The organism is Candidatus Hydrogenedentota bacterium, from assembly GCA_035450225.1.
Classification (GTDB): domain Bacteria; phylum Hydrogenedentota; class Hydrogenedentia; order Hydrogenedentales; family SLHB01; genus DSVR01.
In genome coordinates, this window is the sequence record DAOTMJ010000007.1 from 1 (window position 1) to 24,539 (window position 24,539).

A 24,539-nucleotide genomic window follows, 5' to 3' on the forward strand; every position below is an offset into this window, starting at 1 on the left:
CCGACTCAATTTGACATGACCCGCCCCAATCGCTTCCTTAGCCGGGGATTACGGTCGAAACGACGATTTGAAACACGAGCCGATATTTGATAAGATTTTTAACGGCAGTGGATCGCATGGAAGGAAACGTAAGGGGATTGGAAACACGGCGTGCCCGTGTACGCGGTCCGGTGCTCCCGTCTGCTCGGATCGTGCAAATACGCGCACCCCGTAAATGTTTCCTCGATCGTTCCATCGGCGGTGCGCCCGAATGTAGGAGCCGAAGGGAGGGATGCACACGAAACGGAATCGTTGCTTCCGGGCCGCCGGACCGGTGTTGTATGATGAGTACGATCGCGCGGAGACGCGGCCGGGCGGCCGCGGACTTTCGCAAACTGGATTATCAAAGGGAGACGAACAATGCGTATCACCATTGCACTAACTTTACTCGCGGCGCTGGCGGCTCCGGCTTTTGCGGACCTGCAAAACGTGCAGGTCGGCGGATCCATCTACATCCGCGGCAACGACTGGTTCAACATGCGGGATTCGGGACAGAACGACCTTGCGTTCGTCGAGCAGCGCACGCGCCTGAATGTAAGCGCGGACTTCACGGACAATGTGTCGGTGTTCATCGAAGTGGATGACTACAGCGTCTGGGGCGAGGATTTCCGCAGCAATTACCTGACCGGCGTGGACTACCGCGGCCCGGCCCATCCCGACAATGCGTTTCTGGGACCCAATGGCGATCCGGCCATTTTCCAAGCCTACATCGAGGCCAGGGAGATGTGGGGCACGGCGCTTCGGGCCCGCATCGGACGCCAGGAAATCGAGTTCGGCAGCGGCTGGCTGGTCGGACTCGCCAACGAGGGCAACTATCCCTTCGGCGTGTCGTTCGACGCGCTGCGCCTGACCTATGCCACGGACCAATTCAGCGTGGACGCCGTTGCGGCCAAACTGGCCGAAAACAGCCCGAATTTCGAGGACGGCGACGCCGATTTCTACGCCTTGTACGGCAGTTATCTGGGCATCCAGGACGTGACCCTCGACGCGTACTGGATGTTCGTGCGCGACGCCGCGACGTTGGGCGTAAAGGGCAGCCTGGACGTCCACACGTTCGGTCTGCGCGGCGCCGGAACGATCGGCGCGTTCGATTTCGACGCCGAGGCCGCGTATCAACGGATTGACTATCTCGGCGCCTCGTCGGATGCGTGGGGCGCGAATCTTGAAGCCGGCTACACGTTCGACACGGGATGGTCGCCCCGTCCATTCCTCGGATTCGCCTTCTTCGAGGGCGTCAACGACAACAACGACGACGCGCCGTTCAACCGCCTGTTCTCGGCGTGGGAATACGACATGTTTCTGGATGTGGCCAATGTCGATCTGTCGAACTGCTGGGTCGGCCGGGCCGGCGTGGGGGTGACGCCCTGCGAAAAGATCAAATTGCAACTGTGCGGCGCCTACTTCGGCGTGGTCGAAGACTTCGGCGGGAGCAGCGATGCCGCATGCGAATTGATGCTTTCCGGCACATACGACTACTCCCCGGATCTCAGTTTCGGCGCCGGCTATTGCCATCTATTCGCGCTGGATGCGCTGGAAGACGGCACGGCCTTCATCCTGACGAACGGCCTTACACGGCCGGTCTTCACCGACGATGCGGATCACCTCTTCTTCGAAACGAAGATCAAGTTCTGATCGATCCGGCGCCACGTCCCAAGCCTCCCGCAATTCAACGCGGGAGGCTTTTTTCTTGCAGGCCTGTTGCCGGCATGCGGATAAAGGAAAAGCCCCAGCCGAGACTGGGGCTTTCGACAAGTGTATCTCCGTCCGTCTAGAGGGCGGTCACGTTTGTCGCTTCGGGGCCTTTCTTGCCCTGCGCCGCTTCGTATTGAACGACTTGGCCATCCTTCAGGCTCTTGAACCCGCCCATCTGGATGTTGGAATGATGGACAAACAAATCGTTGCCTCCGTCATCCGGCGTGATGAACCCGTACCCTTTGTCATCATTGAACCACTTTACTGTACCACGTGCCATTTTGTTCTCTTCTCCGAAGGATTCGTTGTGTTCGGGCCGAATCCCTGGTCTGCCCGGGACATTTTGTCCGTGTCGTGCAACCGTTGATGGACTATCCATCTCTAGAACACAAACAACAATATAACACATCAACACTTGAAGTGCAAATTATTTCCCGCTTTTTTTCGGGGGCGGATTTCGCCTCGTTGCGCAAGGCGCGCGCGAAAGAAAAACGCGGAGGCGACGGATCGGCAATTCGACTAGCGCTTGGCGGCGCGTTGCGCGAGCCACGCGCACTGTTGGCGCAGGCGCTGCATCCATTCGATGGCGTTCAAGCCCGCCAGTTCGCCGCCCAGTTGCACGAGTTGATAGGACACCGTCGCCACGTGCTTGATGCCGACGGCGTAATACAGCGCCACTTCCTCCTGGTAGGATAGCGATCGGAATCGTGTGTAATTGTCAAGCAGCAAGTTGGTGCGATAGGACAGCCTGTCATCGGCGAATGCCGTCCGGATGCAAAGGTTGGACAGCGCGTACGCGAGGTCTTCGAGATAGCAGCCGGCCCCCGCGAATTCAAGATCGATCAAGGCCGTCAGCCGGTTGCCGTCGAAGAGCAGGTTGCCGCCGTGATAGTCGCCGTGGATCAATCCCGTCTCGAAATTGTTGCGCGCATCCCAGTTCAGTTTTTGCGCCGCTTCGTGAAGAAACAGCGCCAGGTCGTTGCAACAGTCCGTGGCGACGTTTTCGTCGCCCTGGGTCTTCGCGAGTTCGTACAATTGGCCGAAAGAGGCCCGCGGGACCTCGCTGAACCGCCACATGCGCGCATCGCGCGGCGGGCATGGAAAATCCCGGCAAACGTGATGGAAACGGCCGAGGGTCTCGGCGGCGATCCGGAGGGTTTCCTGGGAAATCTGCATCGGCTCGCCCGTCACGAACGCCTGCAGTTCAAGCGCCCATGTGTCGAGTTCGACGATTCCTTTGCCGTCCTTGGCTCGTTGGATGCGCGCCACAGCGATGCCGTTTTCGGCGAGATGATCCGACAGGCGGTGCTGAAAGCGGAGCGAATCGAGGATCACCGGATCGCGCCGGTATGTCTTGACGAGAAATTTTCCGGCGGACGTGTTGACCACCAGTTTGCGGTGCCGCCGCTGGTGGGCGTCCTCCAATTGCCGGGGCGTTTCCACTTCGCCCAGATCGTAATGTTTCCGGATGACGTCGGCAAGTACGTCAAATTCGTTGATGGCCTGCTTCACGGTACGTTCAGCGTCTTTTCCGATTCCACATTCTTGAACAACTCTTCCTTCCTGAACCACGTCGGTTTCATTTTGCGTGGGCTGTACAATTTTTCGGACTGATCCACGTAATGCGGCGAATTCGGATCGCCGCTTTGTCCCCACGCGACCAGACTATACGACTCGATGCCGTCCTTGTGCAAGAACGAGATCATGAGCGAACCGCTCCCGTTGTACGCGACGTACCGGCCCGATCCTTTTTCCTCCTCGCGCATCGCCACGTCGAAGACCGTCTCCGTGAGGTTGCGCTTGTCCTTTCCTCCGCCGAAATCGCCCGCGTCGCACGGGAAATACTTTCCGCCGCGTCCGATTCGGTGGATATCGCCCCATTTCACTTCCGCCGAGCCGTATTTGTTTTTCAGATCGGCAAGGGTCTCGGCAAGCCGATCGATCATCGCGGCCTGATCGGCTTCGGACAGCGGCTGTCCGTCCGCCACGGCCACGATGTCAATGTCCTTCTCGCATTTCAGCCGCCAGAATTTGACCACGGTGCAGATCGCGCAATCCTTCACATACCGGCCGTCCCATTCCAGGATCGCCTGGACGGTTTGGGCGATGTCCGGTTCGCTCATCCGGGCGGCGCCGCCGCCGGTGGAAGCGGCCGCCAGCGCCGCTTGCCACGGTTTGGCAAGGATGTCGTACACGTCGAGCGTGTAGGCGATGGCTTCATCTTGGGTGACCGAATCATCCGCGTCGAGCAATTCGAGCAGCCGCGCCCCTCGCGGGCTCTGCTTGTCCCATGACACGTTGAAAATATAGGGCTTGTACTTGTCCGCCGTCATCGGCGAATCCCTCATCATGACTGCGGGGCTGCAATTGCAGTTCTGGAAATAACCCTGCGGCGGATTTTTGATCTGCACCAAATCCCGGATGTCGTGGAACCCCCGCCAGCGCGTGTCGTTCGTTCCGCCGGGAATCGGCGCGGCGGGATTCACGCCTTCGGGCCGGATCGGCGTGCAGCCGTTGCGCACGTACTGGATGTTTCCGTCGCGATCCGCGAACAGAATGTTTTGCTCCATCAACTGATTCATGCCGAGCGCGGCGTAAAATTCGTCGCAGTTCTTCGCCAAGAGCATGTTGTACATCTGCTCGAACACGCCCATCTGATCAATGTAGGGCGAGGCGCCGCAGTAGGCGATGCCTTTCGCCTCGTCCGGTTCCTCGACCAGCGGGCCGTACACCGAATACAGCGCCGGTTTGACGACGGGGCCCTTGTCCTTGACATTGATGGTAATCGCGGCCGCGTCGAAGGTCTTCCACGCGCCCTCGTATTCGTACTGAAACAGGTTTTGCGGGTTCAGTTTGACCATGTAGACATCCGAGGTGTCGGGTCCGCCCGTGGTGCAGGCCCATGCCACATGCGCGTTGTGGCCCAGCGCCGGCAAGGGCGATCCGACGAGGAAATAGCCGCAGAGGTCGCCTTCCCGGACATGCATCCGCGCCTCGTAAAAGACCGCCAGCCCTTCCCACGTCAGGTGCGGATCGGTCATCAGGATTGGGCATCCGTCCGCCGACCGCGACGGCGCAACGGCGTAGGCGTTGGAACCGAACGGGGGCGCTTCCTTCTTGTTGTGGAGATCATCCTGGATCGTGCCCAGCGGCCACTGCAGGATCATGACGCGTCCAATGGCCGCGCATTGCCATCCGTGCAGTTCCGTGGCAAACGGCGGGTTCTTTTCGGGGTGCTCCGCCACATACGCCTTGACGCCTTCCATGAAACGCTCGGCGATCAAGCGCAAATGGGCCGGCGCCTTGTTCCAGTATTCTTGGCACCGTTCCGCGTTGCGAATGAGGCGCATCGCGTAGTCAATCTCGAGAATGTCCCCTTCGTCGCCGAACGCTTCCGCCATCGTACCCGTCGCGGTCCGGATGTTCTTGTACAAGTCTTCCAGGCGATCCTCCGCCTGCGCATAACCGAGGGCGTACGCGCCGTCGGCGAGCGTGTCCGCAAAAATGTGCGGGACGCCCCACGTGTCCCGATACAGCGTGGCCATGCCCGCCTGGGCGGAGGCCGGAACAAGGATCGCCAGTCCAAGCAAAACGATGTGTTTCCGCATGTTCCACTCCCGTTCAAGACAATCCGGCGTTGAACCGATCGATCGCCGGACGCCAGTATTCCACCGATTCCTTCAAATCCGCGACGACCCGCGCGTCCATGGGCAGGCGTTCGCGGTGCGATATCTCCAGCAGCAAGGCGCAGGATTCGGCGCCTGACTCGCGCAGCGTGGCCAGGATTTCCCCGGGCACGATTTTTCCGCGCGCATTATACTCGGATACGAACGGATAATGCCCCCCCTTGTCGCGAAGGCTTTGCTTGATATGAATGCAGGGGCTGACCTTCGCGAACGCGCGCAGCCACGCATGCGGATTGGTGTCGTCGGGATTCGCGGACGTGACGTCGCCGTGGTCCACGTCGAGGCACAGCCGCATCGGAATCGCGAAACCTTCCACGCACCGCGCCAGCAGGCCGCGCGTTTCCGCGATGGTTTCGCCGAGTTCGCGCGGAATGGACATCGGCTCGAACATCAGATAACGCAGCCCCGCTTCCCCGGCGTGGTGCGCAATCTCGCGCCACGCGGCAATGCCCTGCTCGATGCGTTCGGCCCGGCGCGCCGGATCCGCGTTGTCCCGAACACTGAGGATGCCGAAATGACTGCCCATGCCTTCCGCGCCCAATGCGCGCGAAAGACGGGCGAACCGCTTGAACCAGTCAATCCAGACCCGCCGGATCGCCTCGTTGGGATGCAGGACGTGGTTGACGCGCGTGAAGGCCGAGGTAAACGTCGTTTCAATCCGCACGCCCTTTCGCGCGCATAGATCGCGGATCGTTTCCGCTTCGCGGGCAACCAGCGATTCCGGCAAAAAGGGATTCAGCAAATCCGCCGTGAACTGGACCGTGTCGAGGCCCAGTTCGTCGGAAACGACGCCAATCCAGTCCGCCGGTTCCGGAAACCGGTTGATCGCAAAACCCGTGTTGATGCCCAGGGTGATTTTCATGCCGCCGACACTCCGCGTTCCGCCGTCAACAACGCCCGCTGTTCCAAGGATCCATCCTGTTCCCGTGTCATTTCAAGGGCGTGTCGTCCGTCGTCCATACGGTCAGGTTGGTGAGATCGCGCGGCTTGGACCACCACAGGCCGGCCAATGCGAACGCAACAACGAACATGAGGAGATTGCCCACCATGCCCGCATAATAGGTGTCGATCGGCTTGCTCAGCCACTGCGCCAGGCCGGCCGGCAGGCCCCACGCGGTCTGCATGACGTCCTTCGTGACCCAGCCCAATTCCAGGAGGCTTATCCATGCCGAGAAGATCAACGTGCAGACGATGCCCGCCGCCACGGCCCGCCCGTCCCCGCGCTTGGTCAGGAAGCCCAGCAGGTACAGGCCCAGCAAGCCGCCCGCCGTCAGCGCGCCCAATTTGGTGGCCGTGTCCTGAAGCGTCTTGCTGTTGGCCATCATGAGGGCTGCGGCGCCGCCCACCATGAACACCGACGCGCCCATCGAAACCGCCTTGGCCGCGATGACGTAGTTGCGTTCGGAGGCGTTCCGGGCCACGTGCCGCTTGTAGATGTCCACGATGCTGACCGCCGACACGGCGTTGATGCTCGACGACAGCGACGACATGGCCGCGGCCAGCACCCCCGCAATCACCAGCCCCGAAACGCCGGGCGGCAAATATTTCACCACGAAATAGGGAAGGATCTGATCGGCCTTCTGCGCGCCGGTCAGCATGGCCGTTGCCTCCGGCGTGGGATGAAACTTGAAAAAGACGTATAGGGTGGTGCCGAGAAACATGAAGAACGCCCATGTCGGCACGCTGCACAGGCAGCAAATCCAGATGGCCTTGGTGGCCTCGCGCGGATTTTTCGACGCGCAATATTTCTGGATCACGTTCTGGTTGCTGCTGTATTCCGTCAGCCAGCCCGTCAACCCCACCAGAAGCATCATCAGCACGGTCTTTTCCGTCAGCGAAAAGCCCCACGCCGCCCGTTCGAGCGACCCCGTGGCCGAATTGAGGTCGCCCAGCATGAATTTGCCGTCCTCGAACGCCGTCTTGATCACCGTGGCCAGCCCGCCGTCAATGTGATAGACGGCCAGAAACAGGCAGGCGAAGCCACCGCCCCACAGCAGGAACGACTGAAAAAAATCGGTCCAGATGACCGCTTCGATGCCGCCCATGATCGTGTAGAACGACGTAATGACGCCCCCGATGAGAATGCACACATACGGGTCCAGCCCGGTCATCTGCCGCACCAGCAGCGACACGAGATACAGGATGAGGCTCAGCCGGATCAACTGGCCGAACACGAACATCAGCGCCGCATACAGGCGAACACCCGGACCGAACCGGCCTTCGAGATACTCAAACGCCGACACCACGTGCGCCTTGCGGTAAAACGGCAGAAAGATCAGGGAAGCCAGAAACACGCCCAACGGAAGCATCAAACAGGGAAGGAAACGAAGATAGGCCGTCTTGTAGGCATCCGCCGGATACGCCATGAACGTAATGGAACTGATGGACGTCGCGAACATGGACAGGCCGATCAGCCAGCCCGGAAACGAGCGGTTCCCCAGAAAATAGCCTTCCGTGGTGCGGCCCCGCCGGGCAAAAATCGGACCCATCGAAGCCATCGCCAAAAAATACACCACCAATATGACCCAGTCGAGAACCGTGAACCCCGTCATGAAATATCTCCAAAGGACCCGATACCGCAGTCAATCATTCGCGACAGGGTAGCAATTTGCCCCGCATCATGCAAACCCGCGCGTTCAGCGCTAAATCCACGTGCAAGGAACGCGGCAAGGATGCCGCGTCTACGGTAGAAGCGGCATTTTGCCGCTTTTCCGCCGCCCCAAACATCAAACGTGTAACGGTGAGGGTCGTCGGGGAGGGTTGTCGGGGACGCCGCCCCCCTGTCGCATGTGGGATCACCGTCTGGGCTTGTTCGACAGGTGCTTGAGGTGGTAGAGGAATTCAAGTGCCTCGCGGGGACTGAGCGCGTCAATATCGGTGGACTCGAGTTCCTTTTCGACGGCGCTTGGTTCAGCGGACGGCGTTTCGGGTCCGAATAGATACATCTGCTGCGGCAAGCCCACGGAGGCCGGGTTGCCCGCTTCGAGGCTTTCAAGGATGCCGCGCGCGCGTTCGATGACGGGCGGCGGCAATCCCGCGAGTTTGGCGACCTGGATGCCGTAACTGTGGTCCGCGCCGCCGTCCACGATACGGTACAGGAACACGACCTTGCCGCCCCATTCGCGCACGGCGACGTTCACGTTTTTCGCGTGTTCGAGTTTGTTGGCGAGATCGGTCAATTCGTGGTAATGCGTGGCGAAGAGTGTCTTCGCGCGGATGTGATCGTGGATGTGCTCGGCCACGGACCACGCAATGCTGATCCCGTCGAAGGTGCTGGTCCCGCGCCCGATTTCGTCGAGCACGATCAGGCTGCGTTCGGAAGCCGAATTCAGGATGTTCGCGGTTTCGATCATCTCGACCATGAACGTGCTTTCGCCGCGCACGAGGTTGTCCGACGCGCCCACGCGGGTAAAGATGCGGTCCACGACGCCTGCGCGGACTTCCGCCGCCGGCGTGAAACTGCCGATTTGCGCCATCAACGCGATCAGCGCCACTTGGCGCAGGTACGTGGACTTGCCCGCCATGTTCGGCCCCGTCACGATCTGCAGGAAGGCCGATGACGGATCGAGCACGGTGTCGTTCGGCACGAAATCGCCGCGGGACATCAAATCCTCGACGACCGGATGCCGTCCATCGCGGATGCGCAGTTCGTTCGAGGTGTCCACCGTCGGCTTGCAGTAGCCCTTCGTGGCCGCGACTTCCGCAAACGACAGCAGCGCATCCACCGTCGCCATCGCGTCGGCCGTTTCCTGGATGCGCCGCGCCTCGGCAGCCACACGTTCGCGGAGCGCCACGAAGAGGTCGTATTCGAGTTTTTGCATCCGTTCCTGCGCGGTAACGATTTCCTCCTCGCGCGATTTCAGCCGCGGCGTCACGAAGCGTTCGGCATTGACCAGTGTCTGTTTGCGTTCGTAGTCCGCCGGCACGAGATTGAGATTGCCCCGGCTCACCTCGATGAAGTAGCCGAAGACCTTGTTGTAGCCGACCTTGAGGTTCGGGATGCCCGTGCGCGCGCTTTCCTCGCGCTGCAACGTCGCGATCCAGTCGCGCCCGCCGCGCACAAGCGACCGCAAATGATCGAGATCCTCGTGATAGCCGTCCTTGAACAGGTTGCCCTCGGTGATCGGCACGGGCGGCTCGTCAACGATCGCCGCGCGAATCCAGCCCGCCACGTCGTCGAGCGAGTCCATGCCGTCGCGCAACGCCGCCAGCATCGGCGCTTCGGCTTCCGCGAGGATTGCGCGCAACACGGGCGCCTGTTCGAGCGAACGCCCCAGGGCGAGCAGATCGCGCGCGTTGCCCGATTTCGACGTGAGGCGTCCCAGCAGCCGTTCGAGATCGGCCACGTCCTGCAACGCTTCTTTCAGGCGGATCCGCAATTCGGCGTCGCCGAAGAGGTTCTCGACCGCGTCGAGCCGCTGCCGGATGGCCTCGACATCCACCAGCGGATGCAGGATCCAATGCCGCAGTTTGCGCCCGCCCATGCTCGTGTGTGTGCGGTCGAGCACGCCGAGCAGCGTGCCTTGCTTGCGCCGGTCGGCCAGCGACTCGACCAGTTCGAGGTTGCGTTGCGTGTTGCCGTCGAGCACGACGAAATGCGACGGACTGTAATGCCGCGGATACCGCAGATGCGGCACGCATCCGCGCTGCGTGTCCTTCACATAGGCGAGCACCGCGCCCGCGCAACCCGTCGCTTCCGGCAAGTCTTCGAGGCCAAGTCCCTTCAGCGTGCTCAGGCCGAATTGGTCAAGCAGCCGTTCGCGCGCAACCTCCGGATCGAAGTCATGTTCGGGCCGCGGCGTGAAGCAAACCGCGTCGAAACGCCGCTTGAGGCGTTCGAGCGCCTTTTCGTCGAGATCGGCGGGGATCAACACCTCCGTTGGGGCCATGCGCGTCAACTCGTCCTGAATGACGCGTTCCGGGTCGCCGTCAATCCGCGCCGCCAAAAACTCGCCGGTCGTTACGTCCACGAACGCGAGGCCGGCCTGTCCCCCATGCACGCTCAACGCCGCGAGATAATTGTTCGCCGTCTCATCGAGCAGATTCGGCTCCATGACGGTGCCCGGCGTGATCGTGCGAATGACTGCGCGCTTGACGATCCCCTTCGCCTCGGCGGGGTCTTCGATCTGGTCGCAAATCGTGACCGTCTTGCCGGCGCGGATTAGTTTCGCCACGTAATTGTCCACGGCGCGAAACGGCACGCCCGCCATCGGCACGCGGTCGCCCTTGTCCGTTCCGTCCCGCGACGTGAGCGTCAGACCCAGAATGCGCGACGCCTCGATTGCGTCCTCGAAGAACATCTCGAAGAAGTCGCCCATGCGGAAGAACAGGATCGAGTCCGCGCATTCCGCCTTCGCCTGCAAATACTGCCGCAGCATCGGCGTCAAATGCCGATCCGAGATATCGCCCAGTTTTTTCCAGTTGTCGCCCATAAAACGGCATTATACAGGAGTCGGGCGTTGGGAATCAGGGAGAAAGATTGGGCCTTCCGGAATACGGCACGAACAGTCCGTGTTGGGAAAACGGTTGAACATGGAAAGGATTTGGGACGATGATGAAACCCGGCTGGATGTTTCTTGTTATTGCCGCCCTGATCGTTTTCGGCGCGAGTCTTGATCAGAAAAGCCACGCCCAGGCGTTCGAGCAGCCCGGCGCGCTGGCAACGCTGGACTTGCCCATGCCGGAACTCGCGGGCGCGCCCGCCGACTGGATCAACACGGGCGGCCGCCGTTTTGTCTTTGAACCGGGCCGGGTCCATGTGGTTCATTTCTGGACCTACGGGTGCATCAACTGCAAACGCAATCTGCCCGCTTACGGACAATGGCAGCGGAAATACGCCAAGGCGCCATTGACGGTCGTCGGCGTCCACACGCCGGAAAGCGAAAAGGAAAAGGATCCCAAAAACGTCGCCCAAGAAACGAGGAAATTGGGCATTACGTACCCGGTGTTGATGGACATTCATGCCGTCAACTGGAAGCGCTGGGAACAGCAGGTGTGGCCCACGGTGTACCTGGTGGACAAGCGCGGCCACGTCCGGGCCTATTGGGTCGGCGAACTGGAGTGGCAGGGCGCGGGCGGAACGCGCATCATGGAGCGTCTCATCGAGGAACTCCTTCGGGAACCATTTTCCCCTACGCCGGACGGTGACACGAACTCGTTCGGTTATTGATCCCGGCCGATTGGGTTACCTGGGGAGGATTCTTTCCTTCCCCTTTTCCGTTTCATGCGTCATTCCGTGGCGTTTTCGGAGGGCGTGAACGGCGGCGGAAAATTCTTCAATGCGGCTTGAAAAAATGCTTGACAGGGGTTTTTGCATATGGTATAGTTCTTGCTGTTTTCTTGAAAGGCGAGATCTGTCTTTGTGCGGACAACGGCGTGCAAGCCCGGTTGGCGCCGGCAAGCGGCGGCCGGCGGAACCAAGGGCAAGGGACGAGTTTCCTTTGCAGTGCAAATCATTGTTGCCATTCTTCTTATGGACTCGTGGGCGAGCGGCCTTCAAAACGGTCTGGATACAAGCAACGTTCGATTGCGGCGGGCGTGTCCGCTGTTTTTCGGCGGAAGGCTGAATGCCGGCGAGGTATAGGTACTGGATGAATCGGATTGTCCATCAACACACCGCGGAAGGGGTACTTTCATGGCTGTAGCACGACAATATCCCATCGAACGTCCTTTGCTGGGGCGGATCCAAGACGAGGCCAATTTGCCGGATCTCATCGAGATCCAGACGAAATCGTATTCGGATTTTCTCCAGTGGGACGTGCCTCCGGACGAACGCAAGCGCGACGGCCTGCAGGATGTTTTTCTGGAGGTGTTTCCCATTGTGTCGCCCGACAACCTGACCCGGCTCGAATTCGTGAACTATTCGTTCACGCCGCCGAAATACACGATTTCGGAGTGTCAGAACCGGGGATTGACCTATGCGGCGTCGCTGAAAGCCCTGCTGCGACTCGTCCGTTTCGAGGAAGTCGGCACATCGGGCGATTTGCGCGAACGGCTGATGGTGGAGCAGGAGGTGTTTCTGGGCGAATTGCCGCTCATGACACCAACCGGCACCTTCATCATCAACGGGGCTGAACGGGTCATTGTCAGCCAACTACACAAATCCCCCGGCGTTTCGTTTGAAACGAAGATCCATCAGAACGGCAAATCGCTGTTGTCGGCGCGGATCATTCCCTACCGCGGCGCCTGGCTCGAATTCGAATACGACATCAACGATGTGCTGTGGCTGACGATAGACCGGCGGTCACGCCTGCTTGTCACAACGCTTCTGCGCGCGCTGGGCCACGAGAACAACGCCGAAATCCTGGCCCTTTTCTACAAGGTCGAGACAATAGCCGTCGTGCGCGGGCGTCTCAAGGCGGGCAACAAGCCGTTGCCGCTCAACGACGCCGTCGGGCGTATCGCGGCGGACGACATTGTAGACCCGGAAACGGGCGAGATCCTCGTGGACGCGGGCATGGATCTGACGGAGGCGGCGCTGAGCCGCATTATGAAATCGAACGTCAAGGAGTTCATGCTGCTCGACGCCGAGGACGTAAACCGGGATGCGGCGATTGTCAACACGCTTCAAATGGACAACACCGAGACCATCGCGGACGCGTTGCGGGAGATCTATTCGCGCATCCGCCCCGGGGATCCGGCGACGGACGCGACGACGCGCACGTTTTTCCAGAAATTGTTCTTCGATCCGAGCCGGTACGACTTTGCGCCGGTGGGTCGTTACAAAATCAACCGGAAACTGGGATTGCGCATCCCGCAGGAAACCAAAACGCTCACGAAGGAAGACGTCATCGCGACGCTGCAATACCTGGTCCGCCTGAAGGGCGGCGAGGGCGTGCTGGACGACATTGACCATTTGGGCAACCGCCGCGTGCGGGCCGTGGGCGAACTGCTGTCGAACCAGATCCGCATCGGGTTGGTCCGCATGGAGCGAACCGTCCGCGAACGCATGAATTTCCAAGACGAGGAACAGTTGACGCCGCAGACGCTGGTCAATCCGAAGCCGGTCAGCGCGGTGATCAAGGACTTTTTCGGCCGCAGCCAGTTGTCGCATTTCATGGATCAGATCAATCCCTTGGCCGAACTGACCCACAAGCGGCGTCTGAGCGCGCTCGGCCCCGGCGGTCTCAACCGCGACCGGGCCGGCTTCGAGGTGCGCGACGTTCACGCCACGCATTACGGCCGCATTTGTCCGATCGAAACCCCCGAAGGCCCGAACATCGGCTTGATGGCCTCGCTTTCGACCTATGCCCGCATCAATGAATACGGTTTCCTCGAAACCCCCTATCGCAAGGTCGAAAACGGCAAGGTCACGAACAAGATCGAATGGCTCTCGGCCTACGACGAGGACAACTATGTGATAGCGCAGGCCAACGCCGCCGTTGACAAGCACAACCGTCTGGTGGGCGACACGGTGCTGTGCCGCCATCGCGGCGATTTCCCGAAGGTTCCGCCCCAGCAGGTGGATTACATGGACGTGTCGCCGAAGCAACTGGTGAGCGTGGCGGCGGCCCTGGTGCCGTTCCTCGAACACGATGACGCGAACCGCGCGTTGATGGGATCGAACATGCAGCGACAGGCCGTGCCGCTGTTGCGCGCCGAGGCGCCCCTTGTCGGGACCGGCCTCGAACACGTCACCGCCAAAAACGCGGGAACGGTCGTGCGCGCGGAACGGTCGGGCGTGGTCGAATACGCCGACAGCGAGGTCATTCGCATCCGGCATTCCGCGGGCAAAAAGGACAATCCCTTCCGGTCGGACGAGGATGTCTACCCGCTGAAGAAATTCGTTCGGTCGAACCAGAACACCTGCATCAACCAGAAGCCGATCGTTCAGAAGGGCGACGCTGTGCAGGCGGGCGACATCATCGCGGACGGGCCGGCCACGGACGGTGGCGAACTGGCGCTTGGTCGAAATGTGCTTGTGGCCTTTCTTCCGTGGGAAGGATACAACTTTGAAGACGCCATCCTGCTGAGCGAGGACTTGGTGGTGGGCGATGTGTTCACCTCGCTCCACATCCAAGTGTTCGAACTCGAGGCGCGCGACACGAAACTCGGTCCCGAGGAAATCACGCGCGACATTCCCAACGTCAGCGAGGATGCCTTGCGCAACCTCGACGAAACCGGCATCGTCCGCATCGGCGCGAAGGTCGCCCCGGGCGACATCCTGGTCGGAAAAGTAACGCCCAAGGGCGAAACCGAACTCGCGCCCGAGGAAAAACTCCTGCGCGCAATTTTCGGCGAAAAAGCCGAAGACGTGCGCGACGCCTCCCTGACCGTTCCGCCCGGCACGGAAGGGGTTGTCGTGGACGTCAACGTGTGCAGCCGTCGAGAGAAATCCACCGAGCACGGGTCCAAATCGGCCCTCGCCACGGAAATCAACCGGATCAAGCGGCAATACCAGGAAAAGATAGACGAAATTCGCGCGACGTTCCTGAGCCTTGTGCGCGATGAACTGGTGGGCGCGAAGATCCTGGAAGACGTCATCGATCATCGTACCGACGAGTTGGCCCTCGAAAAGGGCAAACGCGTGAAGGTGGGCCATCTTGACAAACTCGACTACAGCGTGCTGGCGCGCCTGCGGATTGACGATGAGGCGGCCCAGCATCGCTTTACCCGGCTGGTCAACATGGCCGCGATGGAGGACGCCAAACTGGTCGCCTTCCGCGACAGCCAGATTGACATGCTCCGCAAGGGCGACGAACTCCCGCCCGGCGTCATCAAACTGGTCAAGGTGTTCGTGGCGACCAAGCGGCGGATGTCCGTGGGCGACAAGATGGCCGGACGCCACGGCAACAAGGGGGTGGTGGCCAAGATCATGCGCCGCGAGGACATGCCCTTCCTCAACGACGGAACGCCGGTTGAAATCGTGTTGAATCCCCTGGGCGTGCCGTCCCGAATGAATGTCGGCCAGTTGCTGGAAACCCACCTCGGCTGGGCCGTCAAGGCCCTGGGCATGCACGTGGCCTCGCCGGTGTTCAGCGGGGCCTCGGAAGAGGAAATCCGTTCGCTGCTCCGCAAGGCCGAACTGCCGGAGGACGGCAAGGCGCAATTGCGCGACGGGCGCAGCGGAATGCCGTTCAACCATGCCGTGACGGTCGGCCAAATCTACATGATGAAACTGAACCACCTGGTGGACGACAAGATTCACGCCCGGGCCATTGGCCCGTATTCGCTGGTCACGCAGCAGCCGCTGGGCGGCAAGGCACAGTTCGGTGGGCAGCGGTTCGGCGAAATGGAAGTGTGGGCCCTTCAGGCTTACGGGGCGGCCTACACGCTCCAGGAACTCCTTACGATCAAGTCCGACGACATCGCTGGGCGCACGAAGGCCTACGAGGCAATCGTCAAGGGCGACCGGGAAGTCGAACCGGGCACGCCCGAATCGTTCAATGTGTTGGTGCGCGAAATGCAGAGTCTTTGTCTCGATGTGATCAAACTGGTGCGCGTTGAAGGCGCCGCGGATCACGAGGACGACGAAGAAGAACCCGTGGAGGAATAAGACCTTGGCCAAGTACATACCAACCACCGGAGAGCGTTTCGATTCGCTGGCCATTCGGCTGGCATCGCCCGAGGAGATCCTAAAGTGGTCGCGCGGCGAGGTCAAGAAGCCCGAAACCATCAACTACCGCACCTTCAAGCCGGAAAAGGACGGTCTCTTCTGCGAGCGCATTTTCGGCCCCGTGAAGGACTGGGAATGCGGCTGCGGCAAATACAAGAAGGTCAAGCACCGCGGGATTACCTGCGATCGGTGCGGTGTCGAAATCACGGAATCCAAGGTTCGTCGCGAGCGCATGGGCTGCATCCGGCTGGCCGTGCACGTGACGCACATCTGGTTTTTCAAGACCACGCCGAGTTGCATCGGCAACCTGCTCGACCTTTCGATTCGCATTCTTGAGCGCATCATCTATTTCGAGCATTACATTGTCATCGATCCGGGCGACACCTCGCTTGAAAAGATGCAGACGCTCACCGAGGACCAGTATCAGGATGCGCGATCCGAATTCGGCGACCGGTTCAAGGCCAAAATGGGCGCCGAAGCCATCAAGGAACTTCTGGAGGAAATTGACATAGACGCGCTGTCGGCCGAACTGCACAACCAGTTCGCCCACACGACGTCGCTTCAGTCCCGCGCGAAGGCCATCAAGCGCCTCAAGGTGGTCGAGGCGATTCGCAAGTCAGGCAACAATCCCGCGTGGATGGTCCTCGACGTGGTGCCGGTCATCCCGCCGGATTTGCGGCCGCTCGTCCCGCTGGAAGGCGGACGCTACGCCACGAGCGATCTGAACGATTTGTACCGCCGCGTCATCAACCGCAACAACCGCCTGAAGCGTCTCATCGAACTCCGTGCGCCCGAAGTCATTTTGCGCAACGAGAAACGCATGCTCCAGGAAGCGGTGGACGCGCTGTTCGACAACGGCCGGCACGGGCGCACCGTGCTGGGCGCCGGCAACCGCCCGCTGAAATCCCTGAGCGACATGCTCAAGGGCAAACAGGGCCGTTTCCGCCAGAACCTGCTCGGCAAGCGCGTGGACTATTCGGGCCGTTCGGTCATCGTGGTCGGGCCGGAACTCAAACTGCACCAGTGCGGTCTGCCCAAGAAGATGGCCCTCGAACTGTTCGAACCCTTCATCATTCACGAGATCAAGAAACGCGGCATCGCCACGACCATCAAGGCCGCCAAACGCGCCATCGCGCAGGGCCGCACCGAAGTCTGGGACATCCTCGAAGACGTCATCACGGATCACCCCGTTCTGTTGAACCGCGCGCCGACGCTGCACCGGCTGGGCATCCAGGCCTTCCAGCCCGTTCTCATCGAAGGAAAGGCCATCCGGATTCATCCGCTGGTCTGCCGCGCGTTCAACGCGGACTTCGACGGCGACCAGATGGCCGTCCATGTGCCGCTGATGCCCGCCGCGCAACTCGAAGCGCGCCTGCTCATGCTTTCGACGACCAATATCTTCTCACCGTCCGACGGACGGCCGATCGTGACGCCCAGCCAGGACATTGTTTTGGGCATCTCTTGGATGACCAAGCACCGCCCCGGCGTAAAGGGTGAATGGAAGAAGGAGTGGACCGGCAAAAACGGCGAGATTCTTAAACCGGGCCGGGTCTACGATTCCGTGGCGTCCGTGATTATGGCCTACAATCTGGGCGCGGTGGACATTCACGCCGCCATCAAGATTCGGTATGACGGCAAAATTGTGGACACGACCGTGGGCCGGGTGCTTTTCCTAGACGCCTTGGCGCCGGAAATCCGCCTCGACGACGTCAACAAAGAACAGAACCAATCGTCCATCGGCGACATCATCGCGCGCGCCTATGCCCGCCATGGCCACAACAAGACCGTCGAACTGCTCGACAAACTCAAGGCCGTGGGGTTCAAGTACGCAACGCTCGCCGGCATTTCGATCGCGGTCAGCGACATGATCGTGCCCGCCGCCAAAAAGGAATTGATCGCTTCCACGGAAAAAGAGGTCGTTCGCATTGACGAAATGTACCAAAACGGCCTGATTACCGAAGGCGAACGCTATAACATGATCATTGACCAGTGGACCGCCACCACCGAGCGTGTGTCCGCGGCCATGCTCGAGGAAATGGCGAAGAACGAACAGGGTTTCAGCGGCATCTACCTCATGTTCTCCTCGCAGGCGCGCGGCACCAAGCAGCAGATCCGCCAGTTGGCCGCCATGCGCGGTCTCATGGCCAAGCCTTCCGGCGACATCATCGAATCGCCCATCATGTCGAACTTCCGCGAGGGACTGACGGTCATCGAATATTTCATCTCGTCGCACGGTGCGCGCAAAGGCCTGGCGGATACGGCGCTCAAGACCGCCGACGCCGGTTATCTCACGCGGCGTCTCGTGGACGTTTCACAGGACGTGACCATCGAGGAAGAAGACTGCGGAACGCTGAATGGCATCTGGGTCGAAGCGTTGATGGACGGCGAAAACGAGGTGGCGTCCATCGAGGAACGCATCTTCGGGCGTTTCGCGCTCGACGACATCATGGTGCCGGGCCAAGCCGAACCGATCGTCCGCGCCAACGAAATGATTACGGAAGAAAAGGCCGCGAAGATCAAGGCGGCGGGCCTGCCGGGCGTGCGCATTCGATCCGTCATGACCTGTCAATCCAAGCGCGGCGTGTGCCAGCGGTGCTATGGGCGCAACCTGGCCACGGGACAACTCATCGAACTGGGCGAGGCGGTCGGCATCATTTCGGCGCAGTCCATCGGCGAACCGGGAACTCAGCTGACGATGCGCACATTCCATATCGGCGGCGCGGCCAGCCGACAGGTCGAATCCACCGAAATCAAGGCCTACGACGGCGGCGTCATCGAGTTCCGCAACGTGCGCACCGCCGTCAACCGGGAAGGCAAGACCGTCGTCGTGAACCGGGGCGGCGAACTCATCATTTTCGGCCCCGAGCAAAAGGAAGTCCAGCGCGCGCTGACACCCCCCGGAGCGGTCCTGCTGGTCGAAAACCAGCAGAAAGTCCGCAAGGGGCAGGTTATCATGGAGCGCGATCCGTACAACGATTCGATCGTCGCGGAGGCCTCCGGCCTGGTCCACTTGGAAGGCATGATTGAGGGTATCACCATGCGCGTGGACATCAATCCCGACACGGGCCTTGAAGAACGCGTGATTACCGATCACAAGCAGGATCTGCACCCGCAGATCTCCATTCTCGGCAAGCATGATGAGGTGTTGACGTTCGCCACCATCCCTGCGCAGACCCATGTGCTGGTCAAGGACGGCGACAAGGTGCGCGCGGGCGATCTGCTCGCCAAGGCCCCGCGCCAGTTGAGCAAGACGAAGGACATCACCGGCGGTCTGCCGCGTGTCGCCGAACTTTTCGAGGCGCGCCAGCCGAAGGATCCGGCCGTCATCAGCCATATTGACGGCATCATCGAACTCGGCGCCGCCGCCAAGGGCATGCGCAAGGTCAAGGTCGTGCCGCAAGTCGGCAAGGAACGCATCTACACCATTCCGCCCGGAAAACATCTCAACGTCCAGGCGGGCGACCGCGTGTATGCCGGCCAGCGCCTGACCGACGGCCCGGTCATCCTGAACGACATCCTGGAAGTCCAGGGCGAGGACGCGCTGCGCAAGTACTTGCTCGATGAGGTTCAATTGGTGTACCGCCTTCAGGGCGTGCGTATCAACGACAAGCATATCGAGACTATCATCCGCCAGATGCTGCGCAAGGTCCGCATCAAGGACGATCCCGGCGACACCGTTTTCCTCGCCCATGAAGAAGTGGACAAAATCCGGTTCCGCGAGGTCAACGAGGAAACCCAGCGGCGCAACGGGCGGCCCGCCGAGGCCGAACCGCTGCTCCAAGGCGTGACCAAGGCGGCGCTAAGCACCGAAAGTTTCGTGGCGGCGGCCTCGTTCCAGCAAACGACGCGCGTCCTCACCGAGGCGGCGCTCTCCGGCAAGCGCGACCATCTGCGCGGGCTTAAAGAGAACGTCATCATCGGCCACCTGATTCCGGCCGGCACGGGTAGTCCGCATTACCAGGACACCCAGGTCGTCCTCAATGAAACCGTCAGCCAGGACTTCTCCGACGAACTCGAAGTCGGCATTCAACTAACCGGCGAAGACGAGTTGGACGAAGCCGCTTCCTGATTCGATCGCATTGGAAAGAACCCGTTGAAAGCGGCTCTTTCGCCGTGGACGAAGTGGGTGGGTGGGCTTCACTCGAAAGGTGAAATCTATCCCGTGTCTCTTTCGTCCATGGGGACCGACAAACGCCTTCGACGCCCACTGACGAATCAAGATTGAAACGTCCCGCCCGCGGAATGCCGCCTCACCATTCGAGCGGCCACGCGTGATTGAGCGCGCCGTGGCCATGGCCGAGCGGGTAACTTTGGCGTATCGCTTCGGTCAGGTATTCTTTGGCGCGCTGGACGGCGTCGGGCACGTCGTATCCGCGCGCCAGACATGCCGTAACGGCCGCCGAATAGGTGCAGCCCGTGCCGTGCGTGTTTCGCGTTTCGATGCGTGGCGCATCGAAGGTCCGCTGGGCGAATCCATCGAACAGATAATCGCGCGCGACGTCCTGCTGCAAGTGGCCGCCCTTGATCAAGACATACTTCGGGCCGAATGCGTGTATGCGTTTCGCGGCGTCGGGGATGTCGTCGGCCGATGCGATGCGCCGGTTCGCAAGAATTTCGGCCTCGGGGATGTTTGGCATGACGATCAGGGCATGGGGCAGCAGCCGGTTGCACAGTGCGTTGCGCGCGTCGGCCCGCAACAGCGTGTCGCCGCTCTTGGCCACCATGACGGGATCCACGACGAGATTCCGGATGTCGTGCGCCCGGATCGCCTCCGCAACCGCCTCGACGATATGCGCGTTCGACAGCATGCCCGTCTTGGCGGCATCTATGCCGATATCTTCGGCTACGGCGCGAATCTGCCCGGCCACGAATGCGGGCGGCAGATCGAAGATGTCGGTTACCGCCACCGTGTTCTGCGCCGTCACCGCGGTCACCGCCGCCATGCCGTGCACGCCCAGCATGGCAAATGTCTTGAGATCAGCCTCGATGCCCGCGCCGCCGCCGGAATCGCTGCCGGCGATCGTCAGGGCGCAGCAAACGCCGCGAAGCGGGGCGATCTCATCCTTTGGCGACATCGGCAAATTGCTCCGCAAGGATGTTCTTTTTGATCTTGCCAGTGGCTGTTTTGGGCAATTCGGGAACAAACCGGACGTAACGCGGACATTTGTAGGGCGCCAAATGCTCCCGGCAGAAGGCGATAATTTCCTTTTCGGTCAACTCAGCGCCCTCGGCGAGTTTCACGACGGCCAGCACTTCCTGGCCCCAGCGCGGTTCGTCAACCCCGATCACGGCCGCCTCCGCGATGCCTTCCATGCGCAGGAGAACGCCTTCGATCTGGGCGGGGTAGATGTTCTGTCCGCCCCGGATGATCATGTCTTTCAAGCGCCCGACGATGTAGAGGTATCCCTCCTCGTCGAAACGTCCGAGGTCGCCCGTTGACAGCCAGCCGTCCTTGAGCACTTCCGCGGTCGCCTCGGGATTCTTGTAATACCCCTTCATCACGGTCGGCCCGGAAACCAAAATTTCGCCGATTGCCCCGGTGGGCACGTCTTTTCCGCTGGAGTCCACGATTCGTATGCGTGTGTAGCGCAGGGCGGGGCCACAGGAATTCCAGCGGATGGGATCCATGTGATCCGCGACGGCGCTTGCGCAGGTGGCTTCGCTCAGTCCGTAGCCCTGGATCAGCGGCGTCTTCAATACGCGCTGCGTGGCAAGGTAAGTGTCCTCCGGCATCGGGGCCGCGCCCGAAACAAAGAAGCGCATCGAACGGATGTCGTATTCGCCGGCTTTCGGATTCGCGCACAAAATGGCATAAATGGTCGGGACCGCGCTCATGATTGAAATCTTGTATTTGGCGATCATCGGCAGGATGCCCAGCGCGTTGAATTTCGTCATCAGGACGAGATCCGCGCCGCCCATCAGCGGCACAAGCAGTGTCACGACCTGGGCATTGACGTGAAACATCGGCAAGACGCACAGGAAACGATCCGTCGGTTGCAATATGGTCGAACGGAGCACCATGCGGGCATTCCAGATGTAATTGCGGTGCGTCAGGATGACGCCCTTCGGCGCGCCGGTCGTTCCCGACGTGTAAATAAGGGCTGCATCGTCCTGTTCGGTGACATCCGCCTTGGGAATTTCCGCCACAGGTTCCAACAGCGCCGAAAACGGTTCCGTGCCTTCGGCGGACTTGTCGCCCATCACGAAGACATGCCGCAGGGTCGGCGCCATTTGCCTGAGGACCGGCAGCAGCGGCACGAAGTCCGGCAGCATGATCAGCGTTGTCGCGTCCGCATTGGTTGCGATATAGGCGATCTCCTCGGGTTTCAACATCGGATTGACGGGCACGATCACCGCGCCAATCCGCCCGACGCCGAGGAACAGATAGACGAATTCCATGCAATTGCCCATCAGCAGGATGATCTTGTCGCCCTTGCCGACGCCGCGCCGGGCGAGATTGGCGGCAATCCATGCGCCCCGGTCGCGAATGGTTTTATAGCCATACTCCTGATCGTCGCAGAAAATGAAGGTTTTGTCGTTCCGTTCCTCGGTCAACTGATCCAACAGGTCTGAAATTATCACGAAAACACTCTCCTTTGTCATGCACGAATTACACGAACCGGGCAAAGGAGGACCACCGCCTCCCCTGCGCCGGACGCGCAACGCGCGCGGCACACTGGGCCGTTTCTGGTTATTGGAAGGCGGGAAATCAACCCATCGATCGGCCCCGCCGGGAGGTGCAAGGCTAGGCGCCACCCGCGCCCAGCTGGTCAATCATGGTTATCAGCGGCACGAACACCGCCAGCATCAACAGGATTACGAGAACCCCGATGAATACGGTCAATATCGGCTGCAAGGCGTCGCCGATGGTCGAGATCGCGATATTTACCTCCTCTTCATAGGTGTCCGCGACCTGCTCCGCGATGGTATCGAGCCGTCCGGATTCTTCCCCCGTGACGAACATGTCCGCCACGACCGGCGGAATGATGTCGGACGCCGCACGCAACGGCGCTTCGAGTCCGCCGCCACGCTCGACCGAATCGCGCATGGATTGCAGCGTTTCGGCGACGGCGCGGTTGTGAATCGCGTTGCGGACGAGTTCCAGCGTGGCCATCATGGAAAGGCCGCTGCGCAGCAGAAGGGCCAAGGTGCGGGACATTTCGACGACGGCGTTTTTACGCAGGATCGGCCCGACAATCGGAATGCGCAGTTTGGCCCGGTCGGCCGCCAAACGGCGCAGGGGATTGCGCACATACCAGTATTTGTAGGCGACGGCCGCCGCCACGACGGCGAGGATGGCCACCCACCAAAACGTTCCGGCTACCTTGGCCGCGCCCATGAAGTAGCGCGTCATGGCCGGCATTTCCACGTCGAACTTCGAGAACATGCCCTCGAATTCGGGCACGACGACCCGCGCGATGAACAGGACGGCGCCGAAACAAGCCACCAGGAGGATGACCGGGTAGAACATGGCGCCCCGCACGCGTTTGCGGAGCATCTCGTGACGGTCGCGATAGGCCACCACCCGTTGAAGCACGGTGACGAGCGTGCCGCTGGCCTCGCTGGCCTTGATGAGATTCACGAACACCACGTCAAAATGGCGCGGATGCCGCTCAAAGGCCTGCCAGAGGGTATTGCCCATTTCGACATGCTGGGCAATGTCCGCCACCAACGAACGAAGCGCCGCCTTTTCGCCGCGTTCCGAAAGCGCGCGCAGCGATTTCAGAATGGGCGTGCCTGCCTCGAGCAGCATGATGAGCTGCCGCAAAAACATCGTGATGTCCGCGTGGCGAATCGCCCCGCCGGCCAGTCGTTCCGGGGGCGGGGCGGACGGCGCCAGCACCTCGACCGACACGGAATTTCCAGCGCGGGCCGGGCTCGCGCTTTCGGCGTTGGCCGCTGCCTTGCGGCGCACCCGTTTGATGGGCCCTGCGGGTTTTTCTGCAGTCGGTGCCATGTCCGTTCCTCCATCCGTCGCCCGACGGCCCATGAACCACCGGGCGGATTGACGCTCAAGGTCCTTCGTTCCAATATACGATTCGGGGACTATTGCCTTCGCCGAAAACGGCCACGGCTTCGGCGCGGGCATGCGTGGTGCGCATCTCGCGGTCGCCGGGACCGAGATCGGATATCCGGGATTCGCTCACAATCCAATAACTACGAACAGGCGCGGCGGATCCTTTCGCGGCCACTTCGGCCCACGGACCCTTCTCCTCCGCGACTTTCACCGTCACGGCGCCCATGCGGTTCGTGCGCGGCGAAAAGCCCTTGGGATCCTGGCGGCTGGGACCGTACACGGGAACACGGAATTCGCGCGGTCCCGCCAGCAACGCGTCCATGCGCCCGGACATCGTGGCTTGCTGAATTTCGCCGATCCCCGCCTGCACGCCGCCCGACGCCATTGCCCGTGCCTGTTGGAGACGCTGATCGTAGCGTGAATGATCCATGGCGATATACATGTAGTCCACGTAGGCCGCCCCCATCAGGCTGAACAGGAACAACAGGCCCAGCGCCGTTATCAGGGCTGCGCCGCGTTTCCGGATCCCATCTGTCACCGTCGTTTGCAT

At 61.0% G+C, this 24,539-nt stretch carries 14 protein-coding genes; 4 read left to right on the forward strand and 10 right to left on the reverse strand.

Annotation, left to right across the window (positions count from 1 at the left end):
* Positions 1-399: 399 nt before the first annotated feature.
* Positions 400-1,671, forward strand: a complete 1,272-nt coding sequence (locus P5540_06135; protein ID HRT64390.1) for an alginate export family protein — start codon at positions 400-402, stop codon at positions 1,669-1,671.
* A 136-nt stretch (positions 1,672-1,807) separates the two neighbouring features.
* Here the strand turns inward: P5540_06135 and P5540_06140 are convergent, their stop codons facing one another.
* The 6 genes from P5540_06140 to mutS all read right to left on the reverse strand — a co-directional run bounded on the left by P5540_06140 (position 1,808) and on the right by mutS (position 10,849).
* Positions 1,808-2,011: a cold-shock protein gene (locus P5540_06140; GenBank protein ID HRT64391.1), complete on the reverse strand. Its 204-nt coding sequence runs from the start codon at positions 2,009-2,011 to the stop codon at positions 1,808-1,810.
* Positions 2,012-2,250: 239 nt separating this feature from the next.
* Positions 2,251-3,243, reverse strand: a complete 993-nt coding sequence (locus P5540_06145; protein ID HRT64392.1) for a phosphotransferase — start codon at positions 3,241-3,243, stop codon at positions 2,251-2,253.
* Positions 3,240-5,339, reverse strand: coding sequence for a penicillin acylase family protein (locus P5540_06150; GenBank protein ID HRT64393.1), 2,100 nt, complete (start codon positions 5,337-5,339; stop codon positions 3,240-3,242). The genes P5540_06145 and P5540_06150 overlap by 4 nt, the downstream gene beginning before the upstream one ends.
* Before the next feature lie 13 nt (positions 5,340-5,352).
* Positions 5,353-6,279 (reverse strand): TIM barrel protein, encoded by a 927-nt coding sequence (locus P5540_06155; GenBank protein HRT64394.1) that lies wholly within the window; start codon positions 6,277-6,279, stop codon positions 5,353-5,355.
* 67 nt (positions 6,280-6,346) lie between these two features.
* Positions 6,347-7,969: a sodium/solute symporter gene (locus P5540_06160; GenBank protein HRT64395.1), complete on the reverse strand. Its 1,623-nt coding sequence runs from the start codon at positions 7,967-7,969 to the stop codon at positions 6,347-6,349.
* Positions 7,970-8,212: 243 nt separating this feature from the next.
* Positions 8,213-10,849 carry a DNA mismatch repair protein MutS gene (gene mutS / locus P5540_06165; GenBank protein HRT64396.1) on the reverse strand — a complete coding sequence of 879 codons (2,637 nt, stop codon included), beginning with the start codon at positions 10,847-10,849 and terminating at the stop codon, positions 8,213-8,215.
* 119 nt (positions 10,850-10,968) lie between these two features.
* Between mutS and P5540_06170 the strand changes: the two genes are divergently transcribed.
* The 3 genes from P5540_06170 (at position 10,969) to rpoC (ending at position 20,041) form a co-directional block, all read left to right on the forward strand.
* Positions 10,969-11,586 (forward strand): redoxin domain-containing protein, encoded by a 618-nt coding sequence (locus P5540_06170; protein HRT64397.1) that lies wholly within the window; start codon positions 10,969-10,971, stop codon positions 11,584-11,586.
* Positions 11,587-12,051: 465 nt separating this feature from the next.
* Positions 12,052-15,912, forward strand: a complete 3,861-nt coding sequence (gene rpoB, locus P5540_06175) for a DNA-directed RNA polymerase subunit beta (GenBank protein ID HRT64398.1) — start codon at positions 12,052-12,054, stop codon at positions 15,910-15,912.
* 4 nt (positions 15,913-15,916) lie between these two features.
* Complete coding sequence (rpoC, locus tag P5540_06180) at positions 15,917-20,041, forward strand: DNA-directed RNA polymerase subunit beta' (GenBank protein HRT64399.1); 4,125 nt, start codon at positions 15,917-15,919, stop codon at positions 20,039-20,041.
* A 181-nt stretch (positions 20,042-20,222) separates the two neighbouring features.
* Here the strand turns inward: rpoC and thiD are convergent, their stop codons facing one another.
* The 4 genes from thiD to P5540_06200 all read right to left on the reverse strand — a co-directional run bounded on the left by thiD (position 20,223) and on the right by P5540_06200 (position 24,539).
* Positions 20,223-21,047, reverse strand: coding sequence for a bifunctional hydroxymethylpyrimidine kinase/phosphomethylpyrimidine kinase (gene thiD / locus P5540_06185; GenBank protein HRT64400.1), 825 nt, complete (start codon positions 21,045-21,047; stop codon positions 20,223-20,225).
* Positions 21,031-22,554 (reverse strand): long-chain-fatty-acid--CoA ligase, encoded by a 1,524-nt coding sequence (locus P5540_06190; protein ID HRT64401.1) that lies wholly within the window; start codon positions 22,552-22,554, stop codon positions 21,031-21,033. The genes thiD and P5540_06190 overlap by 17 nt, the downstream gene beginning before the upstream one ends.
* A 163-nt stretch (positions 22,555-22,717) precedes the next feature.
* Positions 22,718-23,929, reverse strand: a complete 1,212-nt coding sequence (locus P5540_06195) for a type II secretion system F family protein (protein HRT64402.1) — start codon at positions 23,927-23,929, stop codon at positions 22,718-22,720.
* Between the two features lie 55 nt (positions 23,930-23,984).
* The gene (locus P5540_06200) at positions 23,985-24,539 is read right to left on the reverse strand and encodes a hypothetical protein (protein HRT64403.1); all 555 of its coding nucleotides are present in this window, start codon (positions 24,537-24,539) and stop codon (positions 23,985-23,987) included.

Excerpts from the sequence above, each read along its gene's own strand:
- rpoB (HRT64398.1), top strand. The coding sequence starts at position 12,052 with ATGGCTGTAGCACGACAATATCCCATCGAACGTCCTTTGCTGGGGCGG.
- P5540_06140 (HRT64391.1), bottom strand. The coding sequence starts at position 2,011 with ATGGCACGTGGTACAGTAAAGTGGTTCAATGATGACAAAGGGTACGGG.
- P5540_06135 (HRT64390.1), top strand. The coding sequence starts at position 400 with ATGCGTATCACCATTGCACTAACTTTACTCGCGGCGCTGGCGGCTCCG.
- P5540_06195 (HRT64402.1), bottom strand. The coding sequence starts at position 23,929 with ATGGCACCGACTGCAGAAAAACCCGCAGGGCCCATCAAACGGGTGCGC.
- mutS (HRT64396.1), bottom strand. The coding sequence starts at position 10,849 with ATGGGCGACAACTGGAAAAAACTGGGCGATATCTCGGATCGGCATTTG.
- P5540_06150 (HRT64393.1), bottom strand. The coding sequence starts at position 5,339 with ATGCGGAAACACATCGTTTTGCTTGGACTGGCGATCCTTGTTCCGGCC.
- P5540_06155 (HRT64394.1), bottom strand. The coding sequence starts at position 6,279 with ATGAAAATCACCCTGGGCATCAACACGGGTTTTGCGATCAACCGGTTT.
- P5540_06170 (HRT64397.1), top strand. The coding sequence starts at position 10,969 with ATGATGAAACCCGGCTGGATGTTTCTTGTTATTGCCGCCCTGATCGTT.
- thiD (HRT64400.1), bottom strand. The coding sequence starts at position 21,047 with ATGTCGCCAAAGGATGAGATCGCCCCGCTTCGCGGCGTTTGCTGCGCC.
- P5540_06160 (HRT64395.1), bottom strand. The coding sequence starts at position 7,969 with ATGACGGGGTTCACGGTTCTCGACTGGGTCATATTGGTGGTGTATTTT.
- P5540_06200 (HRT64403.1), bottom strand. The coding sequence starts at position 24,539 with ATGCAAACGACGGTGACAGATGGGATCCGGAAACGCGGCGCAGCCCTG.